At 56.8% G+C, this 21072-nt stretch carries 15 protein-coding genes; 12 read left to right on the top strand and 3 right to left on the bottom strand.

Annotated features, from left to right (window positions below):
- Nucleotides 1-99 precede the first annotated feature (99 nt).
- Nucleotides 100-2514, bottom strand: a complete 2415-nt coding sequence (locus N1078_RS15520; RefSeq protein ID WP_411912063.1) for a penicillin-binding protein 1A — start codon at nucleotides 2512-2514, stop codon at nucleotides 100-102.
- A 184-nt stretch (nucleotides 2515-2698) separates the two neighbouring features.
- On the opposite strand from N1078_RS15520, the gene N1078_RS15525 reads away from it, so the two are divergent.
- From N1078_RS15525 to N1078_RS15570, 10 genes are all read left to right on the top strand, one after another.
- Nucleotides 2699-3763: a pilus assembly protein PilM gene (locus tag N1078_RS15525; RefSeq protein ID WP_274089062.1), complete on the top strand. Its 1065-nt coding sequence runs from the start codon at nucleotides 2699-2701 to the stop codon at nucleotides 3761-3763.
- Nucleotides 3763-4335, top strand: coding sequence for a PilN domain-containing protein (locus N1078_RS15530; RefSeq protein ID WP_274089063.1), 573 nt, complete (start codon nucleotides 3763-3765; stop codon nucleotides 4333-4335). The genes N1078_RS15525 and N1078_RS15530 overlap by 1 nt, the downstream gene beginning before the upstream one ends.
- A complete protein-coding gene (gene pilO / locus N1078_RS15535; RefSeq protein ID WP_274089064.1) occupies nucleotides 4332-4955 on the top strand; it encodes a type 4a pilus biogenesis protein PilO in 624 nt (207 codons plus the stop codon). The genes N1078_RS15530 and pilO overlap by 4 nt, the downstream gene beginning before the upstream one ends.
- Complete coding sequence (gene pilP, locus N1078_RS15540) at nucleotides 4952-5476, top strand: type 4a pilus biogenesis lipoprotein PilP (RefSeq protein WP_274089065.1); 525 nt, start codon at nucleotides 4952-4954, stop codon at nucleotides 5474-5476. Before pilO ends, pilP begins: the two co-directional genes overlap by 4 nt.
- A 55-nt stretch (nucleotides 5477-5531) precedes the next feature.
- Nucleotides 5532-7640: a type IV pilus secretin PilQ gene (pilQ, locus tag N1078_RS15545; RefSeq protein WP_274089066.1), complete on the top strand. Its 2109-nt coding sequence runs from the start codon at nucleotides 5532-5534 to the stop codon at nucleotides 7638-7640.
- A 4-nt stretch (nucleotides 7641-7644) separates the two neighbouring features.
- A complete protein-coding gene (gene aroK / locus N1078_RS15550) occupies nucleotides 7645-8163 on the top strand; it encodes a shikimate kinase AroK (protein ID WP_274089067.1) in 519 nt (172 codons plus the stop codon).
- 51 nt (nucleotides 8164-8214) lie between these two features.
- Nucleotides 8215-9318 (top strand): 3-dehydroquinate synthase, encoded by a 1104-nt coding sequence (aroB, locus tag N1078_RS15555; RefSeq protein ID WP_274089068.1) that lies wholly within the window; start codon nucleotides 8215-8217, stop codon nucleotides 9316-9318.
- A gap of 10 nt (nucleotides 9319-9328) precedes the next feature.
- Nucleotides 9329-10876: an SPOR domain-containing protein gene (locus N1078_RS15560; protein ID WP_274089069.1), complete on the top strand. Its 1548-nt coding sequence runs from the start codon at nucleotides 9329-9331 to the stop codon at nucleotides 10874-10876.
- Between the two features lie 225 nt (nucleotides 10877-11101).
- Complete coding sequence (gene gltB / locus N1078_RS15565) at nucleotides 11102-15550, top strand: glutamate synthase large subunit (protein ID WP_274089070.1); 4449 nt, start codon at nucleotides 11102-11104, stop codon at nucleotides 15548-15550.
- 34 nt (nucleotides 15551-15584) lie between these two features.
- A complete protein-coding gene (locus tag N1078_RS15570; protein WP_274089071.1) occupies nucleotides 15585-17003 on the top strand; it encodes an FAD-dependent oxidoreductase in 1419 nt (472 codons plus the stop codon).
- 105 nt (nucleotides 17004-17108) lie between these two features.
- Here the strand turns inward: N1078_RS15570 and N1078_RS15575 are convergent, their stop codons facing one another.
- A complete protein-coding gene (locus tag N1078_RS15575) occupies nucleotides 17109-17870 on the bottom strand; it encodes a COG4705 family protein (protein WP_274089072.1) in 762 nt (253 codons plus the stop codon).
- A 296-nt stretch (nucleotides 17871-18166) separates the two neighbouring features.
- Here N1078_RS15575 and hemE point away from each other — a divergent pair, with 296 nt between their 5' ends.
- Nucleotides 18167-19234, top strand: a complete 1068-nt coding sequence (gene hemE, locus N1078_RS15580) for a uroporphyrinogen decarboxylase (RefSeq protein ID WP_274089073.1) — start codon at nucleotides 18167-18169, stop codon at nucleotides 19232-19234.
- A gap of 186 nt (nucleotides 19235-19420) precedes the next feature.
- Complete coding sequence (locus tag N1078_RS15585; RefSeq protein ID WP_274089074.1) at nucleotides 19421-20191, top strand: ParA family protein; 771 nt, start codon at nucleotides 19421-19423, stop codon at nucleotides 20189-20191.
- 76 nt (nucleotides 20192-20267) lie between these two features.
- Here the strand turns inward: N1078_RS15585 and N1078_RS15590 are convergent, their stop codons facing one another.
- Entirely contained in the window at nucleotides 20268-21068 is an 801-nt protein-coding gene (locus N1078_RS15590) for a universal stress protein (protein WP_274089075.1), read from the bottom strand.
- Nucleotides 21069-21072: the final 4 nt, after the last annotated feature.

Genomic DNA, 21072 nt, shown 5'->3' on the forward strand with positions numbered 1-21072 from the left:
AACTGCTCGCCGGCTTCTGCTCCAGCCACCTGAAACAAGCCATCGTCCTGGCGGACGGGGTTTATGGAGCGCTTACGGATACGCTTGCTGTTAGTGGCTTTAGAACAGGTCTATCGGCGCAACTTCATCAGCGGGTAGCGGGCTGCCTGGGATGTAGGTGCCCGGCTCGAACTCACCTATGGGCGGCGGGGAGTCTTCGCTCTTGAAGAGTTCGAAGTAAGCGTTCGGGGTGTCCGGGGAGGCCGCGCGACCGCTGTGTGGGTCGATGCGCAGGGTCAGTATGCCTTTAGGCTCGGGCAGCACATGGCTGGGTTTGTCCTTCAGTGCCGCGCCCATGTAGCTCATCCAGATCGGCAGGGCCACGGTGCCGCCATATTCATTGCGGCCGAGGCTTTCCGGTTGGTCGAAACCGGCCCAGACCGTGGTGATGTAGTCCGCGTTATAGCCGGAAAACCAGCTGTCTTTCGACTCGTTGGTGGTGCCGGTCTTGCCCGCGAGGTCGTCACGACCGAGTGCCAGGGCTCGGCGGCCGGTGCCGCGCTTGATCACATCCTGGAGCAGGCTGGTCATGATGTAGGCCGTGCGCTCATCGATGACTTGCTCGGCAAGCACGGGCTCAACTGGCTGCGGTGTATCGCCTGCGCTGAGTTGTGCCGCGTTGTCCTGCTCGGTGCGCAGGGCAATACCCGCTGGCGACTGGGCTGGGTTAGCGTTGAACAGTTGCTTGCCATCACGGCCTTCAATCCGCTCAATCAAATACGGCTCGGTTTTGTAGCCGCCACTGGCGAAAACACTCCAACCCTCGGCGATTTCCATGGGCGTGAGGCTTGCCGTGCCCAGGGCCAGGGAAAGGTTGGGCGGTAGGTCTTTTTTCTCAAAACCGAAGCGCTCGATGTAGTTCAGGGTGCTGTCGATGCCGAGGTCTTGCAGTAGGCGAATAGAGACCAAGTTGCGTGAGCGATACAACGCTTCACGCAGGCGGATCGGGCCGAGGAAGGTGTTGTTGTCGTTCTTCGGACGCCAGGTCTGCGAGCGAGGGTCGTCGGCAAGCACGATCGGCGCATCGTTGATCAGGGAGGCTGCGGTGTAGCCGTTATCTAACGCTGCGCTGTAAACAAATGGCTTAAAGCTTGAGCCTGGTTGGCGCTTGGCCTGGGCGGCACGGTTGTAATTGCTCTGCTCGAAAGAAAAGCCGCCGACCAAGGCGCGAATTGCGCCGCTGTTAGGGTCTAACGAGACCAGAGCACTCTGCGCCGCGGGGAGTTGAACGAAGCGCAGGCTATCGTCTTCTTGGCGCTGCACGCGGATCAGGTCGCCGATCTGGCTAATATCCGCTGGCTGCTGTGGGCGCGGCCCGAGGCTGTTGGTATTAAGGAAGGGACGTGCCCATTTCATGCTGTCCCAGGTCACGACGTGCTCTTCGCCGTTACGAAGCAGGACCATGATGCCGCTCTTCTCAACGCTTGTAACAATGGCTGGGTCAAGACCGCCGAGCGATGACTGCTTGTTTAGTTCGCTCAGCCAATGTTCTTTGGTCATGCCCGGCAGGCGGCTTTCTGGGCCGCGATAGCCGTGGCGTTGATCGTAACTAATCAGTCCTTCACGGACTGCGCTATTAGCGGCCTGTTGCAGATCGCTGGGCACCGTGGTGGTGACGTTAAACCCCTCGGTGTATGCCTCGCTACCATAGCGGCCGACCATTTCAGCGCGCGCCATTTCAGCAATATAGGGGGCTGCCAGTTCGGGTGTCGCTACGTGGTAGCTGACATTGATCGGCTCGGCCAGCGCCTCTTCATAGCGCTGCTTGTCGATGCGTCCCAGGCTGTACATGCGTCCGAGAATCCAGTCGCGGCGCTCCATCGAGCGGGCCGGATTGACCAGCGGATTGAAGCGTGAAGGGGCTTTTGGCAGGCCGGCAATCATTGCCATTTGCGCAAGGCTGGTCTCGCGAATGGATTTTCCGTAATAAACCTGTGCGGCCGCTTCGATACCGTAGGCACGGTTGCCCAGGTAAATCTTGTTCACATAAAGTTCAAGGATTTCGTTTTTACTGAGCTCCCGCTCAATTTGTAGCGCAAGAAGTATCTCGTTGATCTTGCGTGAAAAACTTTTTTCGCTAGTGAGGAAAAAGTTCTTCGCCACCTGCATGGTAATGGTGCTTCCACCCGATTGAATCTGCCCGCTTTTCAAGATTTGCGTTGCAGCGCGCATCAGGCTGCTAAGGTCGACGCCATAATGGTTGGCAAAATTGTCGTCTTCGGCTGACAGCAATGCGCCGATGAAGTCTGGTGGGATATCCGCGAAGGCTATAGGTGAACGACGCATTTCACCGAATTCGGCAATCAGTTTGGCGTCGCTGCTGTAAATACGCAGGGGAATCTGCAGTTGAATGCTGCGCAACGATTCGACGGACGGTAGGCTGGGGCTAAGATAGAGGAAGGCCCCGCTGAAACTGAGTACCACCCCACAAAAAACGGCGAGGCAAGACCAGCAAAAAAAACGCAAAAGACGCATCAAGATTTTTGGATTTCCAGATAAAAGAACGAGTTAAGCGAAACATAAGGTTAAAAGAGAAAAACTGATCACATTATAAGCGGTTTTTTTGCCGGGTAGCCATTTGCGCTTCTGTCAAGACTGTTATTTAATGTGAAAAAACATAAATAGTCCGTAAGTCGCGGATGCCAATAGGAAATCGGTCGTGCTAGGGCTCTTCAATAAGAAAGCGAATACGCTACTCGGGATCGATATCAGTTCGACCTCCGTCAAGCTCCTCGAATTGAGCCGCTCCGGAAGCCGCTATAAGGTAGAGGCTTACGCAGTCGAGCCGCTCCCGCCAAACGCGGTCGTCGAAAAGAACATCGCCGATCTGGAGGGCGTTGGGCAGGCTCTTTCACGCGTGCTTGTTAAAGCCAAGAGCGGTGTGAAAACCGTGGCCGTGGCCGTAGCAGGGTCCGCAGTGATTACCAAAACCATCGAAATGGAAGCAGGGCTTTCTGATGATGAATTGGAAAATCAGCTGAAGATCGAAGCCGACCAGTACATCCCTTATCCATTGGAAGAAGTGGCGATCGACTTCGAAGTGCAGGGCGCATCTGCGCGCAATGCGGATCGTGTCGAGGTGTTGTTGGCCGCGTGTCGCAAAGAAAATGTTGAAGTCCGCGAGGCCGCTTTGGCACTTGCCGGCCTTACCGCCAAAGTGGTTGATGTCGAGGCTTATGCGCTTGAGCGTGCCTACAGCTTGCTGATTGATCAGCTTGGTGGCGGTCGTGATGAACTAACCGTTGCGGTTGTCGATATCGGCGCCACGATGACCACGCTCAGCGTTCTGCACAACGGTCGTACTATCTATACGCGTGAGCAGTTGTTCGGCGGCAAGCAGCTCACGGAGGAAATTCAGCGTCGCTACGGCCTATCCGTTGAAGAGGCGGGTCTCGCCAAGAAGCAAGGCGGATTGCCAGACGACTATGACAGCGAAGTGCTCCAGCCCTTCAAGGAGGCGGTGGTTCAGCAGGTAGCTCGCTCCCTGCAGTTCTTCTTCGCGGCAGGCCAATTCAACGATGTCGATTACATCCTGTTAGCCGGCGGCACTGCGTCAATTCCGGATCTCGATCGCTTGATCCAGCAGAAAATAGGCACCCAGACATTGGTTGCCAATCCATTCGCTGAGATGGCCTTGAGTGGCAAGGTTAATGCGGGTGCGCTCGCCAGTGATGCGCCTGCCTTGATGATTGCCTGTGGCCTGGCGATGAGGAGTTTCGACTAATGGCGCGGATTAACTTACTTCCATGGCGCGAGCAATTACGTGAAGAGCGTAAACAGCGCTTTTTAGTAACACTCGCTGGCGTGTTCATTGTTGCGGCCGGCGCTGTGTTTCTGGGTGACCAATACCTAAACAGTGCTATCGAGCAACAAACGGCTCGAAATGAATTCGTGCGCAAAGAAATTGCGGTTCTGGATGCTCGGATCAAAGAAATCAGTGAGCTGAAAACCCGTCGGCAGCAGCTTCTTGAGCGAATGAAGATTATTCAGGATCTGCAGGGCAATCGACCTATTATCGGACGTGTGTTTGATCAGCTGGTTCGAACGTTGCCAGACGGTGTGCATTTTACTGGCGTGAAAATGACAGCGAAAAATATCGCTATCGTGGGCGCTGCCGAATCAAACAATCGTGTATCAAATTTGATGCGTAATTTAGATGCGTCGGAGTGGTTGACTGCGCCAAACCTAACTGAGGTTAAATCTGTCACGGCAGGGGCGATTGATCAGGCTAATGTCTTTCAATTGAGTGTTCAGCAGACCCAGCCTGCGCTCGCAGCAGAGGAGGCTAAGCAATGAGTCTTAATGATTCCTTAGAAAGCCTGCGCCAGATTGATTTGAATGATCTTGACTTCAATAACGTTGGCTCATGGCCTGCTGCGGTAAAATTTATCGCAGGTGCGTTGTTGTTGGTGGTTGTCGTAGCCTTAGGCTACAACTTTCACCTTAAAGACTTGCAAGCCAGCCTAGAGAGTAAGCAGGCTGAAGAGCTTGTCCTGAAAGAGCAGTTTTCAAGTAAAGCGTTCCAGGCTGCAAACCTAGACGCTTATAAAGAGCAGATGCAAGAAATGGAGGTTTCATTTGGCGCGCTTTTGAAGCAGTTACCAAGTGATACGGAAGTTCCTGGTTTACTTGAAGACATAACGCGCACAGGCTTGGGAAGCGGTCTGGAATTTGAAGAGATCAAGCTTTTGCCCGAGGCGGCCCAGCAATTTTATATAGAACTCCCAATACAGATCACTGTTGTGGGTGCCTATCACGATCTAGCTACCTTCGTCAGTGGTGTTGCGAGTCTTCCACGAATTGTTACGCTGCATGACTTTGATCTTGTCCCGGCTAACGACAGTGGCTCATCTAAGTTGCGCATGAGCATATTGGCCAAGACTTATCGTTATAACGATAAGGGGGGAGTGCAGTGAGGTTTCTTAAGCCTGTATTGGCCTTGTCATTTCTGATCGTCTCTGGCTGTGATAGCCACGGCAATTTTTCTGATCTTCAAGCTTACATGGATGAAGTGCGTGCTCGTCCTAAGGGTGAGATTGAGCCATTACCCACATTTCAACCCTATGAAAGTTTTACCTATAGTGCTGCTGCCCTAAGAAGTCCGTTTCAACCCCCAGTTAAGCTGGAGATGGCTGAGAGGCAAAAGGGTTCCAAGGATGTGAAACCTGATGAGGCACGCAAAAAACAGTTTCTAGAAGGCTTTAATATAGAAACTTTTATTATGGTCGGTACCTTAGCGAATGATTCCGGCGCTTTTGCCCTCGTGAGTGGTGCAGGTGGCGTTCATCGGGTTCGAGTCGGTGATTATCTGGGTCGTAACCATGGGCGAATAATTGCCATAGACGAATCAAGAGTTGATGTAATTGAAATCGTTCCGGATGGCGAGGGTGGTTGGTTAGAGCGGCCGCGCAGCTTGTCCCTTAAGGAGCGCTCTTAAACAGAGCGGAGTGACTATGAAAAAAAATAACCGATCTGCTCAGTGGAATATGATCATGAACATATCCCCCTCTTTTTTAGGGCTTTCACTCCTGGCGGCGCTTTTTTCGCCCTCCTTAATGGCTGCTGACCTACAAACGCTTGATGTTTCTGCGTTACCCGGAGATCGTGTCGAATTAAAGCTAACATTTGACGAGCCTGTGCTCGCTCCACGAGGCTATACCATCGAGCAGCCAGCGCGTATTGCGCTTGATTTGCCGGGGGTTTCTAACAAGCTCGGTGCAAAGACCAGAGAGCTCGGCGTAGGTAATGCGCGCAGTGTCACTGTTGTTGAGGCAAAAGACCGAACGCGACTGATCATAAACCTGACCAGCCTGTCTCCATATAGCACCCGTTCCGAGGGGAGCAGCATTTTTGTGGTGGTGGGGGAAGGGAGTGTTAATGCTGCGTCTAATGCTCAGCCGGCTCCGACTGCGCCAGTTGCGACTGCTAAAAAATATGTGCCTCAGTCCAACGCTATTAGCAATATTGACTTTCAGCGCGGAGAACTAGGCGAGGGTAATGTTGTTATTACCTTGTCCGATGCCTCTGTCAGTCCCGATATACAAGACCAAGGCGGCAAAATTCGCTTGGATTTTGCCGGTACGCAATTACCTGAGTCGCTCAGGGTAAAACTAGATGTGAAAGATTTTGCAACTCCCGTTCAGTTTGTTAGTGCGACAGGTACCGCCAATAAGGCAAGTATTCTTATTGAGCCGTCGGGCGTCTATGACTACCTAGCTTACCAGGCGGATAATAAGCTCACTATCAGTGTGAAGCCATTGACCCAAGAGCAAGCTGAGCAGCGTAAGGCGGATAGCTTCTCTTACACGGGTGAAAAGCTTTCTCTTAACTTCCAAGATATCGATGTTCGTTCTGTCTTGCAGTTGATTGCAGACTTTACCGACCTGAATTTGGTTGCCAGTGACACGGTTGCAGGAAATATTACCTTGCGCCTGCAAAACGTACCGTGGGATCAGGCTCTCGACCTTGTGCTCAAAACCAAAGGTCTGGATAAGCGGAAAGTTGGTAATGTTTTGCTGGTTGCTCCGGCTGACGAGATAGCCGCGCGTGAGCGCCAAGAGCTTGAATCAAAGAAGCAGGTTGCAGAGCTTGCACCTTTGCGTCGTGAGCTCATTCAAGTGAATTACGCCAAAGCTTCTGATATGGCTCAGCTCTTTCAGTCTGTTACCAGTGCTGATGGTGCTGTGGCTGATCGTGGTTCAGTGACTGTTGATGATCGGACCAACAGTATTATTGCCTACCAAACCCAGGAGCGACTTGATGAATTACGTAGGATTATTGCACAGCTAGATGTGGCGGTGCGCCAGGTAATGATCGAGGCTCGCATTGTTGAGGCCAACGTTGATTACGACAAAGCCTTGGGTGTGCGCTGGGGTGGTGCGGCCACGCGTGGGAACTGGAGTGCATACGGTAAAGATGGCGCCCAATCGTTTAATGATGATGGTCAGCGGCTTTTGCCGGGTACAGATACCTTTGGTGATTACACTCTTGAGGATGGCGTAGCGCCTGTTCCATTTGTCGATATGGGCGTGTTGGGGAGCACATCGGGTATCGGTATTGGCTTCTTGACCGATAATATTGTTCTAGATCTTCAGCTGTCCGCGATGGAAAAAACCGGTAACGGTGAGATTATTTCGCAGCCGAAAGTTGTGACCTCTGACAAGGAAACGGCCAAGATCCTCAAGGGCTCCGAGATTCCTTATCAAGAGGCAAGCTCCAGCGGTGCAAGCACAACCTCATTTAAAGAGGCGGCCCTGTCCCTAGAAGTTACGCCACAAATTACCCCGGATAATCGAATTATCATGGAAGTTAAGGTTACCAAAGATGCGCCGGACTTTGCCCGTGCGCTGAATGGTGTGCCGCCGATTAACAAGAACGAAGTTAACGCCAAGGTTCTCGTGAGCGATGGCGAAACAATTGTCCTTGGTGGTGTGTTCTCAAATACTCAAACTAAAGGTGTCGAGAAGGTGCCTTTCCTCGGTGATCTGCCTTACTTGGGCCGTCTGTTCCGTCGCGATATTGTTCAGGATAATAAATCGGAACTCTTGGTGTTCCTCACACCGCGCATCATGAACAACCAAGCTATTGCGGTGAGTCGTTGATCTAGTGCGTAATTTGATCCTCGTTGGCCCGATGGGTGCTGGTAAAAGCACCATCGGGCGCTTGCTTGCCAAAGAGTTGCGCTTGCCGTTCAAAGACTCTGATAAAGAGATTGAGCAGCGTACGGGTGCGGATATTCCCTGGATTTTTGATGTGGAAGGTGAGCAGGGTTTCCGTGAGCGTGAGCAGGCGGTAATCGAAGAGCTTTGTGATGTAGAGGGTATGGTCTTGGCGACGGGGGGCGGGGCGGTAATGCGCGCTGAAAATCGTCTTGCCTTGAGGCGCGGTGGTCATGTGGTTTATCTGCATGCTTCTGTTGAACAGCAGGTAGACCGAACCTCGCGTGACCGTAATCGTCCGCTATTGCGCGCTGCAGATCCCGGCAAAATATTAGCTGAGCTGTTCGCGCTGCGTGATCCGCTTTACCGCGAAATTGCCGATGTGGTGGTCGAAACTGACGAGCGTCCGCCGCGGCTGGTGGTGCAAGAGATCCTTGAGCGTCTCGAGGCGCTTTCTCCCCGTTAAAGCGCAGGCTGAACTGCGCTATTCTAGGTCCCTTTATAGCTTGGGGGCTTTATGCAGACTCTTCATGTCGATCTTGGTGAACGCAGCTACCCGATCTATATCGGGGCTGAGATGTTGGCTCGTGGTGATTTGCTGGCAGCGCACATCATTGGTCGGCAAGTTGCGATAGTCACGAATGAGACCGTTGCTCCTTTGTATCTGGCTGCACTTGAGCGTTCGCTCGCCGATCGCGTGATTGCCACGGTGGTTTTGCCCGATGGTGAAAGCTATAAAACTTGGGAAACCCTGCAGCTAATTTTTGATGGCTTGCTGGGCGCGCGGCATGATCGAGGTACTACGGTAATTGCCTTGGGTGGCGGTGTAATTGGCGATATGGCGGGGTTTGCGGCTGCTTGCTACCAGCGCGGCGTTAACTTTATCCAAGTGCCCACCACGCTGTTATCGCAGGTCGACTCATCCGTGGGAGGTAAAACCGGCATTAACCATCCGCTGGGCAAAAATATGGTGGGAGCTTTCTACCAGCCTCAAGCGGTGTTGATCGACACCAATACCCTGACCACCTTGCCTGCTCGCGAGCTGTCTGCGGGATTAGCTGAGGTGATCAAGTACGGCTTGATCTGCGACGAATCATTCTTGTCCTGGCTGGAGGTGCATATGCCTGACCTGCGTGCCCTTGATCAGGCGGCGCTGACTACGGCGATTGCCCATTCGTGCGCTGCAAAAGCGCGCGTTGTGGCGGCTGATGAGCGTGAGTCTGGGGTGCGTGCGACATTGAATCTGGGGCATACCTTTGGTCATGCCATTGAGACGCACCAGGGGTATGGTGTCTGGCTGCATGGTGAGGCGGTTGCGGCGGGTACAGTGATGGCGCTGGATATGTCCGAGCGCCTGGGCTGGATTACACAGGCCGAACGTGAGCGTGCCGTTCGCTTGTTTATCGCTGCGGGCTTGCCGGTTGTTCCGCCTGAGGATATGACTCCTGAGGACTTTATGGCGCATATGGCGGTCGACAAGAAGGTGCTTGATGGCAAGTTGCGGTTGGTCCTATTGCGCGGCTTGGGGCAGGCGACTGTGACGGGTGATTTCCCCCGCGAAATTTTGAATGCCACGCTGAATGCAGACTATGCGGCGCAGCTGGCTCAGCTTAAAAAATAACGAGTACCCCATGACAAGTTTGCATGCTGACGAGGCGTTTCTCGACCATTACCAGTTCACTCACGATCCCTTTGCTTCGCGGGTTCCGGGGTTTAAGTTCTTTCCGGCGCAGCGTAAGCCTGTGCTGGGGCAGTTGCACCATCTAGCACGCTACAGCCAATTGTTGTTGGTGGTTAGCGGTCCGGAGGGCAGCGGTAAAACGCTGCTGCGCCAGGCGCTGGTGGCGAGCACCAACAAGCAGGCGGTGCAGAGTGTGGTGGTGTCTGCTAAGGGCGCGTCTGACCCCGCAAGCATTTTGCGTCAGGTCGCGCAGGGTATTCAGGTGCAGCGCCCGGAGTTGTCGGCGATTCTTGCTCAGGTCGGGCAGTTGGCGCTAACTGGGCAGGAAGTTTACGTACTGGTTGATGATGCTGAGGAGCTTAGTGATGCTGCGCTGAGCGCTCTGTTAGGTCTCGCTGCGGGTAGCGCAGAGGGACGTCCGCATGTGTTTCTGTTTGCCGAGACGCAGTTACTGTCGCGTCTTGAGCCGTTGGCGGAAGGCGAAGAATGTTTTCATGTCATTGAGTTGCAACCTTACAGCGAGGACGAAACACGTGAGTACCTAGCTCAGCGCCTTGAGGGGGCGGCGCAGGGTATTGAGGTGCTCAGTGACGATCAGGTCGCTGAGATTTACGCGCAGTCTGAAGGTTGGCCAGGGTTAATCAATCAGGTTGCGCGGGAGTCGTTGGTTGAGGCAATGCTGGCGCAGCGCAGTGCCGCAAGCCGCGGTGGGTTTTCTTTTAGCTTGCCTCGCAAGCATCTGCTCGCTCTCTGTGTGGTTGCTATCGGGGTTCTGGCTGCTTGGTTTATGCAGGGGCGGGTCGATAAAGATGTTACTGCGCCGACCATTGCGCAGTTGCCTCTTGGTGAGGCGGCACCTCCTGCGGTGGTTGCGCCGGCTGCTACTGAGGCGGTTGCACCTGCGATCCAGTTTGAGGGCGCAAGTCAGCCATTGCCGCTGCCTCTGGTGGGCGAGGCGCAGCCTGTTATTCGTGAGCCTTTAGCGCAAGCTGCAGGCTTGAGTGGTGCGGAAGAGGCCGAGGGCGTTTCGGATACTGCGAGCATTGCAATGGAGCCTGCGCCTGTAGAAGTGGCGAGCGTTGCAGTTGCGCCTGTGGTTGCTGAAGTGGCGAAGGCTGCTCCGCCAGTGGCGCCACCTGCAGCGCCTGCAATCATCAAGCCGGTTGCGCCTAAAACTGCTGTGGTGCCTGCTCCTGCTAAGCCGGTTGCCGCTGGTGGATGGTATGCCACTCAGGCGGGCTCGCGCTTTACCTTGCAGATACTCGGCGCTCGTTCGGAAAGCGCTGCTCAAGCGTTTGTAAAAGCCAATGGTGCGGATTACCACTATTTCAAGAAGCAGCATCAGGGTAAGCCGCTTTATGTGGTGACCTATGGCAGCTTCAGTAGCCGAGACGCGGCGCAGGCGGCCTTGCGCGCTTTGCCGGCCAAGGTTCAGGCGGGTAAGCCGTGGCCGCGCAACTTCGCCGGCATCCAGCAGGAGATTGCTCAGGCGCGTTGATATAGAGCTGACCCGCTGGTCGATAGCACGACCTTGCGGTCTTATCCTTCGCTTTAGCGACATAAGCTTTCATATTTTCGCCAGCTGGGTTTGTGGCGGCCTGAGTGGATATGTACAATGGCTGCCCTTTCGCCTGCGCAAAGCTGGTGCTTTGCCCTGCGCGCACGGTAAGTTATTGAATTAGAAAGTAATTGCCTTGCAAAAGGCCGTCTGGTGAGAGTCCCTATGAAAGCAGGTTTGTACCGTCCTGATGAGTTCAAGGATAACTGCGGCTTCGGCCTAATCGCCCACATGCAGGGTGAGGCTAGCCATCACCTGCTGCAGACCGCGATTGAAGCCCTGACATGCATGACCCACCGTGGCGGCATCAATGCCGACGGTAAAACCGGTGACGGTTGCGGTTTGCTGATCCAGAAGCCTGATGCTTTCCTGCGGGCCATGGCCCAGCAGCATTTTGCCGCCGAACTGCCCAAGCAGTACGCCGTCGGTATGGTGTTCCTCAACCAAGACCCGGTGAAAGCCGAGGCTGCACGCGAGAACATGAATCGCGAGATTCTCGCGGCCGGCCTGAGTCTGGTTGGCTGGCGCAAAGTGCCGATCGATACCAGCGTGCTCGGGCGTCTTGCCCTTGAGCGCCTGCCGCAGATCGAGCAGGTGTTTATCGGTGGTGAAGGCCTGTCCGACCAGGAATTCGCGATCAAACTGTTCAGTGCCCGTCGTCGTTCGTCGGTGGCCAACGCCGCGGACAGCGATCACTACATCTGCAGCTTTTCGCACAAGACCATCATCTACAAAGGCCTGATGATGCCGGCCGATCTGCAGCAGTTTTACCCGGATCTGGGTGACGAGCGTCTGCAGACCGCCATTTGCGTATTCCACCAGCGCTTCTCGACCAATACCCTGCCGAAGTGGCCGCTGGCTCAGCCGTTCCGCTTTCTCGCGCACAACGGTGAAATCAACACTATCACCGGTAACCGCAACTGGGCGCAGGCACGCCGCCTGAAGTTCGCCAACGATCAGATCTTTGATCTGGACGATCTCGGCCCTCTGGTTAACCGCGTGGGTTCAGACTCTTCGAGCATGGACAACATGCTGGAGCTGATGGTCACCGGTGGTATCGACCTGTTCCGTGGCGTACGCATGCTGATTCCGCCAGCCTGGCAGAACGTCGAGACCATGGACGCCGACCTGCGCGCTTTCTACGAATATAACTCCATGCACATGGAACCCTGGGATGGTCCGGCCGGTGTAGTACTCACCGACGGTCGTCATGCGGTGTGCCTGCTCGACCGTAATGGTCTGCGCCCGGCGCGCTGGGTCACCACCAAGAATGGCTACATAACCCTGGCCTCTGAAATTGGTGTGTGGAACTACCAGCCTGAAGATGTGCTTGCCAAGGGCCGCGTTGGTCCGGGGCAGATCCTGGCGGTGGACACTGAAACCGGGCAGATTCTCGGCAGTGACGACATCGACAACCGCTTGAAGTCGCGCCACCCCTACAAGCAGTGGATGCGCAAGAGCGCTCAGCGCATTCGCGCGACCCTGGAAGACCGTGACCACGGCTCGGCGTTCTACGACCAGAACCAGCTCAAGCAGTACATGAAGATGTACCAGGTCACCTTTGAGGAGCGTGACCAAGTGCTGCGCCCGCTGGGTGAGCAAGGCCAGGAAGCAGTCGGTTCGATGGGTGACGATACGCCGATGGCTGTGCTCAGCCAGCGCGTGCGTTCGCCGTACGACTACTTCCGCCAGCAGTTCGCCCAAGTCACCAACCCGCCGATCGACCCGCTGCGTGAAGCCATCGTCATGTCGCTGGAGATCTGCCTCGGTGCCGAGCGCAATATCTTCGAAGAGTCGCCCGAGCACGCTGCACGGGTGATTCTCAGCAGCCCGGTGATCTCGCCGGCCAAGTGGCGCGCCTTGATGAACCTGGATCGTCCGGGTTTTGAGCGCCATTTGATCGACATGAATTATGACGAGTCGATGGGGCTGGAAGCCGCTGTGCGCAACATGGCCGACCAGGCTGAAGAAGCCGTGCGCGCCGGTAAGGTGCTGCTGGTCCTGTCTGACCGCCATATCGCGCCGGGCAAGCTGCCCGCTCACGCCTCCCTGGTTACCGGTGCGATTCACCACCGTTTGACCGAGAAAGGCCTGCGTTGCGATTGCAACATTTTGGTTGAAACCGCCACTGCCCGTGACCCGCACCACTATGCGGTGCTGCTCGGTTTCGGCGCGTCAGCGGTGTATCCGTTCCTCGCCTACGAAGTGCTGGGTGATCTGATTCGCACCGGCGAAGTGCTGGGCGATCTGTATGAAGTCTTCAAGTACTACCGCAAAGGCATCTCCAAAGGCCTGCTGAAGATCCTCTCGAAGATGGGCATCTCCACGGTCGCCTCGTACCGCGGCGCACAACTGTTTGAGGCGGTCGGCCTGGCCGATGATGTCACCGAGCTGTGCTTCCGGGGTGTGGCCAGCCGCATCAAGGGCGCGCGCTTTGTCGATATCGAAGCCGAGCAGAAGTTGCTGGCGGTTGAAGCGTGGAATGCACGCAAGTCGATCCAGCAAGGTGGTTTGCTCAAGTTTGTCTATGGCGGTGAATACCACGCCTATAACCCGGATGTAGTGAACACCTTGCAGGCGGCAGTGCAGCAGGGCAGCTACGAGAAGTTCAAGGAATACACCACGCTGGTGGATACCCGTCCGGTGTCGATGCTGCGCGACTTGCTGCAGTTGAAACTGGCCGACCAGCCGTTGCCGCTGGATCAGGTTGAGCCGCTGGGTGAGATTCTCAAACGCTTCGACTCCGCTGGTATTTCTCTGGGCGCGCTGTCGCCGGAAGCCCACGAAGCCATTGCCGAAGCGATGAACCGCCTGGGTGCGCGTTCCAACTCCGGTGAGGGCGGTGAAGACCCGGCCCGTTACGGCACCGTGCGCAGCTCGAAAATCAAGCAAGTGGCCACTGGTCGTTTCGGCGTCACGCCGGAATACCTGGTCAACGCCGAAGTGCTGCAGATCAAAGTGGCCCAGGGCGCCAAGCCTGGCGAGGGCGGTCAGCTGCCGGGTGGTAAGGTCAACGGCCTGATCGCTAAACTGCGTTATGCGGTGCCGGGTGTGACCCTGATTTCGCCGCCGCCGCACCACGACATCTACTCGATCGAAGACCTGGCGCAGCTGATCTATGACCTCAAGCAGGTCAACCCGGCTGCTCTGGTATCGGTCAAGCTGGTCGCGGAAGCCGGTGTCGGCACCATCGCCGCCGGTGTGGCCAAGGCTTATGCCGACCTGATCACCATCTCCGGTTATGACGGTGGTACCGGTGCATCGCCGCTGACCTCGATCAAATACGCCGGCGCGCCGTGGGAACTCGGCCTGGCCGAAACCCACCAGACCCTGCGCGGCAACGACCTGCGCGGCAAGGTGCGGGTACAGACCGACGGCGGCCTGAAAACAGGCCTCGACGTGATCAAGGCTGCCATTCTCGGTGCCGAAAGCTTCGGCTTCGGTACTGCGCCGATGATCGCCTTGGGTTGTAAGTACCTGCGTATTTGTCACCTGAACAACTGCGCAACCGGCGTGGCGACGCAGAACGACAAGCTACGCAAGGATCACTTCATCGGCACTGTCGAAATGGTGATGAACTTCTTCACTTTTGTGGCCGAAGAAACCCGTGAGTGGCTGGCCAAGCTCGGTGTGCGCAGCCTAGAAGAGCTGATCGGGCGCACCGATCTGCTCGACATGCTGCCGGGTGAAACCGACAAACAGCAGCATCTGGACCTGACGCCGCTGCTGGGCAGCGACCACATTCCAGCGGACAAGCCGCAGTTCTGCCAGGTTGATCGCAATCCACCCTTCGACGAAGGCCTGCTGGCCGAGAAGATGGTCGAGATGGCTAAGCCGGCGATTGATGCCGCGAGCGGTGCCGAGTTCGACCTGGATATCTGCAACTGCGACCGCTCCATTGGTGCCCGCGTATCTGGGGAAATCGCCCGCGTACACGGCAACCAGGGCATGGCTAAAGCGCCGATCACCTTCCGCTTCAAGGGCACTGCGGGCCAGAGCTTCGGTGTGTGGAACGCCGGTGGTCTGAACCTGTACCTAGAAGGCGACGCCAACGACTACGTCGGCAAGGGCATGACTGGCGGCAAGCTGGTGATCACCCCGCCGCAAGGCAGCCCGTTCAAGACCCAGGACAGCGCCATTATCGGCAACACCTGCCTGTACGGCGCCACTGGCGGCAAGCTGTTTGCGGCCGGTACTGCAGGCGAGCGTTTCGCCGTGCGTAACTCCGGTGCGCACACCGTGGTTGAAGGCACCGGTGACCACTGCTGCGAATACATGACCGGCGGCTTTGTCTGCGTGCTGGGCAAGACCGGCTACAACTTCGGTTCGGGTATGACCGGTGGTTTCGCCTATGTGCTTGACCAAGACAACAGCTTCTACGACCGGGTGAACCACGAGCTGGTGGAGATTCAGCGGATCAGTAACGAGGCGATGGAAGCCTACCGCACTCACCTGCAGCAGGTGCTGACGGAGTATGTGCAAGAAACATCGAGCGAGTGGGGCATCAACCTGCTGGAAAACCTGGACGACTACCTGCGCAAGTTCTGGCTGGTCAAGCCGAAGGCGGCAAGCCTGAAGTCGTTGCTCTCCAGCACCCGTGCCAACCCGCAATAAGAATGCGCCTGAAGTGGTTTGATGAGGTATTGCAATGACTGAACGTCTGAATAACGACTTCCAGTTCATCGAAGTCGGGCGCAAAGACCCGAAGAAGAAACTGTTGCGTCAGCGTAAGAAAGAGTTCGTCGAGATCTACGACAACTTTAAGCCGGCGCATGCGGCAGACCAGGCGCATCGCTGCCTGGGCTGCGGCAACCCGTATTGCGAGTGGAAGTGCCCGGTGCACAACTTCATTCCCAACTGGCTGAAGCTGGTGTCCGAGGGCAACATCCTCGCGGCTGCCGAACTGAGCCACCAGACCAACACCCTGCCGGAAGTCTGCGGTCGGGTGTGTCCGCAGGACCGTCTGTGCGAGGGTGCTTGTACCCTCAACGACGGCTTCGGCGCGGTGACTATCGGTTCGGTGGAGAAGTACATCACCGACACGGCTTTCGCCATGGGCTGGCGTCCGGACATGTCCGGCGTTGTGCCAACCGGCAAGCGCGTGGCAGTGATCGGTTCCGGCCCCGCCGGCCTGGGCTGCGCCGACGTGCTGGTGCGCAATGGTGTGACGCCGGTGGTGTTCGACAAGAACCCAGAAATCGGCGGCCTGCTGACCTTCGGTATCCCCGAGTTCAAGCTGGAAAAGACCGTCCTCAGCCATCGCCGCGAAGTCTTTACCGGCATGGGTGTCGAGTTCCGCCTGAACACCGAAATCGGCAAAGACATCAGCATGCAGCAGTTGCTGGATGAGTACGATGCCGTGTTTATGGGCATGGGCACCTACACCTACATGAAGGGCGGCTTCCCTGGTGAAGACCTGCCGGGTGTGCACGACGCGCTGGACTTCCTGATCGCCAACGTCAACCGCAACCTCGGTTTCGAGAAGTCGCCGGAAGACTTTATCGACATGAAGGGCAAGCGCATCGTCGTGCTCGGCGGTGGTGACACGGCGATGGACTGCAACCGCACCTCGATTCGCCAGGGCGCCAAGTCGGTGACCTGCGCCTATCGCCGCGACGAAGAAAACATGCCGGGCTCGCGCAAGGAAGTGAAGAACGCCAAAGAAGAGGGCGTGAAGTTCCTCTTTAACCGTCAGCCTATCGCCATTGTGGGTGAGGACAAGGTCGAAGGCGTGAAGGTGGTCGAGACCCGTCTCGGCGAGCCGGATGCCCGTGGCCGTCGCAGCCCCGAGCCGATTCCCGGTTCCGAGGAAATCATCCCGGCGGAAGCCGTGCTGATCGCCTTCGGTTTTCGTCCAAGCCCGGCCGCCTGGTTCAGCGATTTCACCATCGACACTGACAGTCAGGGCCGTGTGGTGGCGCCGGAGCAGAGCCAGTTCAAGCACCAGACCAGCAACCCGAAGATATTCGCCGGTGGCGACATGGTCCGCGGTTCTGATCTGGTGGTGACGGCGATCTTCGAAGGGCGTAACGCTGCAGAAGGCATCCTCGACTACCTCGGCGTTTAATTACCGAGCAGTGAGGTTGCAATAAACAAAGCCAGCCCTAGGGCTGGCTTTGTCGTTTCTGCTTGCAGTGCCACTGGCGCGCAAGTCGCGGGCTGTTGCGCCGATTTAGTTGCTGGGTGCGGCCCTAAAACCTACGGCGCGCTCGCGGCGGGTGCTCCATACCGCGCCAGCCACCAGTACGACCAGGGTAATGGCCAATGCGGCGGACGACCCCACCGTGCCGAAGCCCAGGCCGCCGTGATCCAGCGGTTTGCTGAGGAAGTCACCGAGGGTCGCGCCGAATGGCCGGGTCAGCACAAACGCCAGCCAGAACAACACGACGTGCGAGATGCGGGTGACGTACTTAGCGGCCACCACTGCAGTGATCAGGCTGCCAATCAACAGTGCGCCGCCGGCAAAACCCAGGCCCGAGTCGTCGGCCAGGTAATCACCCAGCGCAGTGCCCAGGGTGTTGGAAAACAGAATCGCCATCCAGTAGAACAGCTCACCTCGACGGCTCTCGATATGGTCGACAGAAAGGGATTTTTCGCTCAGGTACCAAATGGCGAAAATCGAAATCAATAACGTCACCAGCAACGCCGAACCGGTGGCGTAGCCCAGGCCCAGGGTGCGGTCCATAAAGTCGGAGATGGTGGTGCCGGCGGTGCTGGTGGCCAGAATCACCGTCCAATACAGCGCCGGGTTGTAGCTGCGCGCCCTTAGCTGGCCGATCAGGGTGAGGAGAAACAGGCTGATAAGAATCAGTGAGCTTATGGCATAGCCGACATCCAGCGTCATGGGCAGTAAATCCCCGGCGGTTTCGCCCAGGGTGGTGGCACAAATCTTCATCACCCAGAAGCTCAGGGTGATGGCAGGCAGTTTGTTCATCGGCGCAATCCGTCAGGCAAGGGAGGAGGGGGAAGACGGTTGCCAAAGTAGAGACGCGGGTGTGAAAAAGACGTTAAGAACTCATCAGCGACTCGTTATTTATCGCATCACTTGGGCTATTTCGCCGGCCCCCGGCGAGGCAAATCGTCGCAATAGATAAAAGGCACGGTAGCCCGCCGTGCCTTTTGTTATGTGCTTTGCGACAATGGCGCATCTTTTTGCCTTTGGGCGGTGAACGGCCTCGTATAGCGGCGCGTTGATCGTGCAAGGTGCTCACACTTTTTTCGGATGCCACCATGACCGTCTTGAAGAACGACCGTTTCCTTCGTGCCCTGCTCAAGCAACCTGTCGACGTCACCCCGGTGTGGATGATGCGTCAGGCCGGTCGTTACCTGCCCGAGTACCGCGCCACCCGCGCCAAGGCGGGTAATTTCGTCAAACTGATGAAGAACCCCGAGTTGGCCTGCGAGGTCACGCTGCAGCCGCTGGATCGTTACCCGCAGCTGGACGCGGCGATTCTCTTCTCCGACATCCTGACCATTCCCGACGCCATGGGCCAAGGCCTGTATTTTGAAACCGGCGAAGGCCCGCGTTTCAACAAAGTCATCAGCTCCATGGCTGATATCGAAGCGCTGCCGATCCCTGATCCCGAGCAAGACCTGGGCTATGTGATGGACGCCGTGCGCACTATTCGCCGTGAGCTGAATGGCCGCGTGCCGTTGATCGGCTTCTCCGGCAGCCCCTGGACCCTGGCCACCTACATGGTCGAAGGTGGCTCCTCGAAGGACTTCCGCAAGTCCAAGGCCATGCTCTACGACAACCCGCAGGCCATGCATGCGTTGCTCGACAAGCTGGCACAGTCGGTTACCGCCTACCTTAACGGCCAGATCAAGGCCGGTGCGCAAGCGGTGCAAATCTTCGATTCCTGGGGTGGTTCGCTGTCGGCAGCAGCCTATCAGGAGTTTTCCCTGGCCTATATGCAGAAGATCGTCGACGGTTTGATTCGCGAACACGACGGTCGTCGCGTGCCGGTAATCCTGTTCACCAAAGGCGGCGGCCTGTGGTTGGAATCTATGGCCGAGACAGGTGCTGAAGCGCTGGGCCTGGACTGGACCTGTGACATCGGCAGCGCCCGCGCCCGCGTCGGCGACAAGGTGGCCTTGCAGGGCAACATGGACCCGAGCGTGTTGTACGCCAACCCGGCGGCGATTCGCGCCGAAGTCGGGCGCATCTTGGCGTCGTACGGCCATGGTAGCGGTCAGGTGTTCAACCTCGGCCACGGCATCACCCCAGAAGTCGACCCGGCGCATGCCGGTGCGTTCTTCGAAGCGGTGCATGAGTTGTCGGCGCAATACCACGCGTAGATGTATAAAAAGGGCCGCACTTGCGGCCCTTTTGCATTGTGTGGGTTGGCGATGGTCTGGCCGTTCTCCTCCTCGGCGGGCCTGAGGGTTTGCATTTACTCTGCGCAGCAACGCATGGGATGAATGCCTAGCTCTAGTTGGCGCCTGTGCATAGAATCGATCAGTCTGCTATCAGGGAGGTATTTTATGCGGCGCGTAATTTTCAATCAGAAGGGCGGTGTGGGTAAGTCCAGCATTGCCTGCAACCTGGCCGCCGTCAGCGCTTCCCAGGGCTATCGCACGCTGTTGATCGACCTGGATGCCCAGGCCAACTCGACGCATTACCTCACCGGTTTGACCGGCGATGAGATTCCTATGGGGATCGCCGAGTTCTTCAAGAACACTCTGTCGTCCGCGCCCTTCGGCAAGAAAGGCCGGGTTGATATCTACGAAACGCCGTTCGACAACCTGCATGTGGTCACCGCCACCGCTGAGCTGGCTGACCTGCAGCCCAAGCTTGAGCAGAAACACAAGATCAACAAGCTGCGCAAATTGCTCGATGAGCTGGGTGAGGATTACGAGCGCATCTACCTGGATACCCCGCCCGCACTGAATTTTTACACCGTTTCGGCGTTGATCGCGGCCGACCGGGTGCTGATTCCCTTTGACTGCGACAGCTTCTCGCGTCAGGCGCTGTATGGCTTATTGCGGGAAATTGAAGAGCTTAAGGAAGACCACAATGAAGGGCTTGAGGTTGAAGGTATCGTGGTCAACCAATTCCAGCCGCGCGCGACCTTGCCGCAGCAACTGCTCGATGAGTTGGTCGCCGAGGGCTTACCGGTGTTGCCGGTCAATCTGATGAGTTCGGTGAAGATGCGCGAGTCGCACCAGGCCTGCATGCCGCTGGTTTATCTGGATCGCAACCACAAGCTGACCCAGCAGTTTGTCGAGTTGCATGACCTGCTCAATGCCCGCTGATCGTAACCCACCAATAAAAAAGCTGCCTAGGCAGCTTTTTTATTGGTGGGTTACGCTTCTGCGCAGCAAACTCACCCTACCGCACCACGTAGATATCGCAGGGTGCCTTGTGCAGGAAGTGCTGCGCCAGGCTGCCGAGCAGGGCTTGCGACAGTGCGCTGCGGCCGTGGCTGCCGAGCACCAGTAGTTCGCTATCGGTACTTTTCAGGTGAGCTTGCAGGCAGCGCAGAATGCCGCCTTGTTCTACTGAATGAGTCAGCGTCGGGCCCTTGTCTGGCAGGTTTTGCGCTTCATCTTCCAGCAACTGGTTGATCAGGGCTTTCTGCGTGTCCAGTTGCGCCTCAACCTGCTTGGCTGTGCCCTTGTCAGGCTCAAACACGTGCAAGGCATGCAGCTCAGCGGTTTCGGGCAGCAGCCGATAGGCCTGGCCGAGCGCGCTGCAGGCGCAGAGCGAGAAGTCGATGGCCGCCAGAGCGCGTTTATACGGGCTGGAATCATTGCGTGCGACCAACAGCAACGGCACGGGACAGTTGCGGGCGATGCGGTCGAGGCTAGTGCCGGAGAAGAAATCGTGGCGCTGGTGGTGGGCGCCGAGGACCAGCAGGTCGCAACCCAGTTCATTAAGCTGCTGCAGCACAGTGTCCGAGGGCTTGCTGCCACTGCGGATCAGCAGTTGCGTGCCGGCCGGTGCATAGGTGGTGAGGCTGCGGTCCAGAGCCTGTTTGGCCTGGTCATGCTCCTGGCTGCTTTTGCTCGGGTCAAGCACATGCAGCAGGGTCAGTTTGGCGTTGAACTGTTTGGCCAGTTGCGCGGCGCGGCACAGCGCCATATCGGCGGTGTCGCGCAGGTCGTGAGCAATGAGGATATGACTGGGCATGGTC

Origin of the sequence: Pseudomonas sp. MIL19, from assembly GCF_028680365.1 — a bacterium.
Lineage (GTDB): Bacteria > Pseudomonadota > Gammaproteobacteria > Pseudomonadales > Pseudomonadaceae > Aquipseudomonas > Aquipseudomonas spirodelae.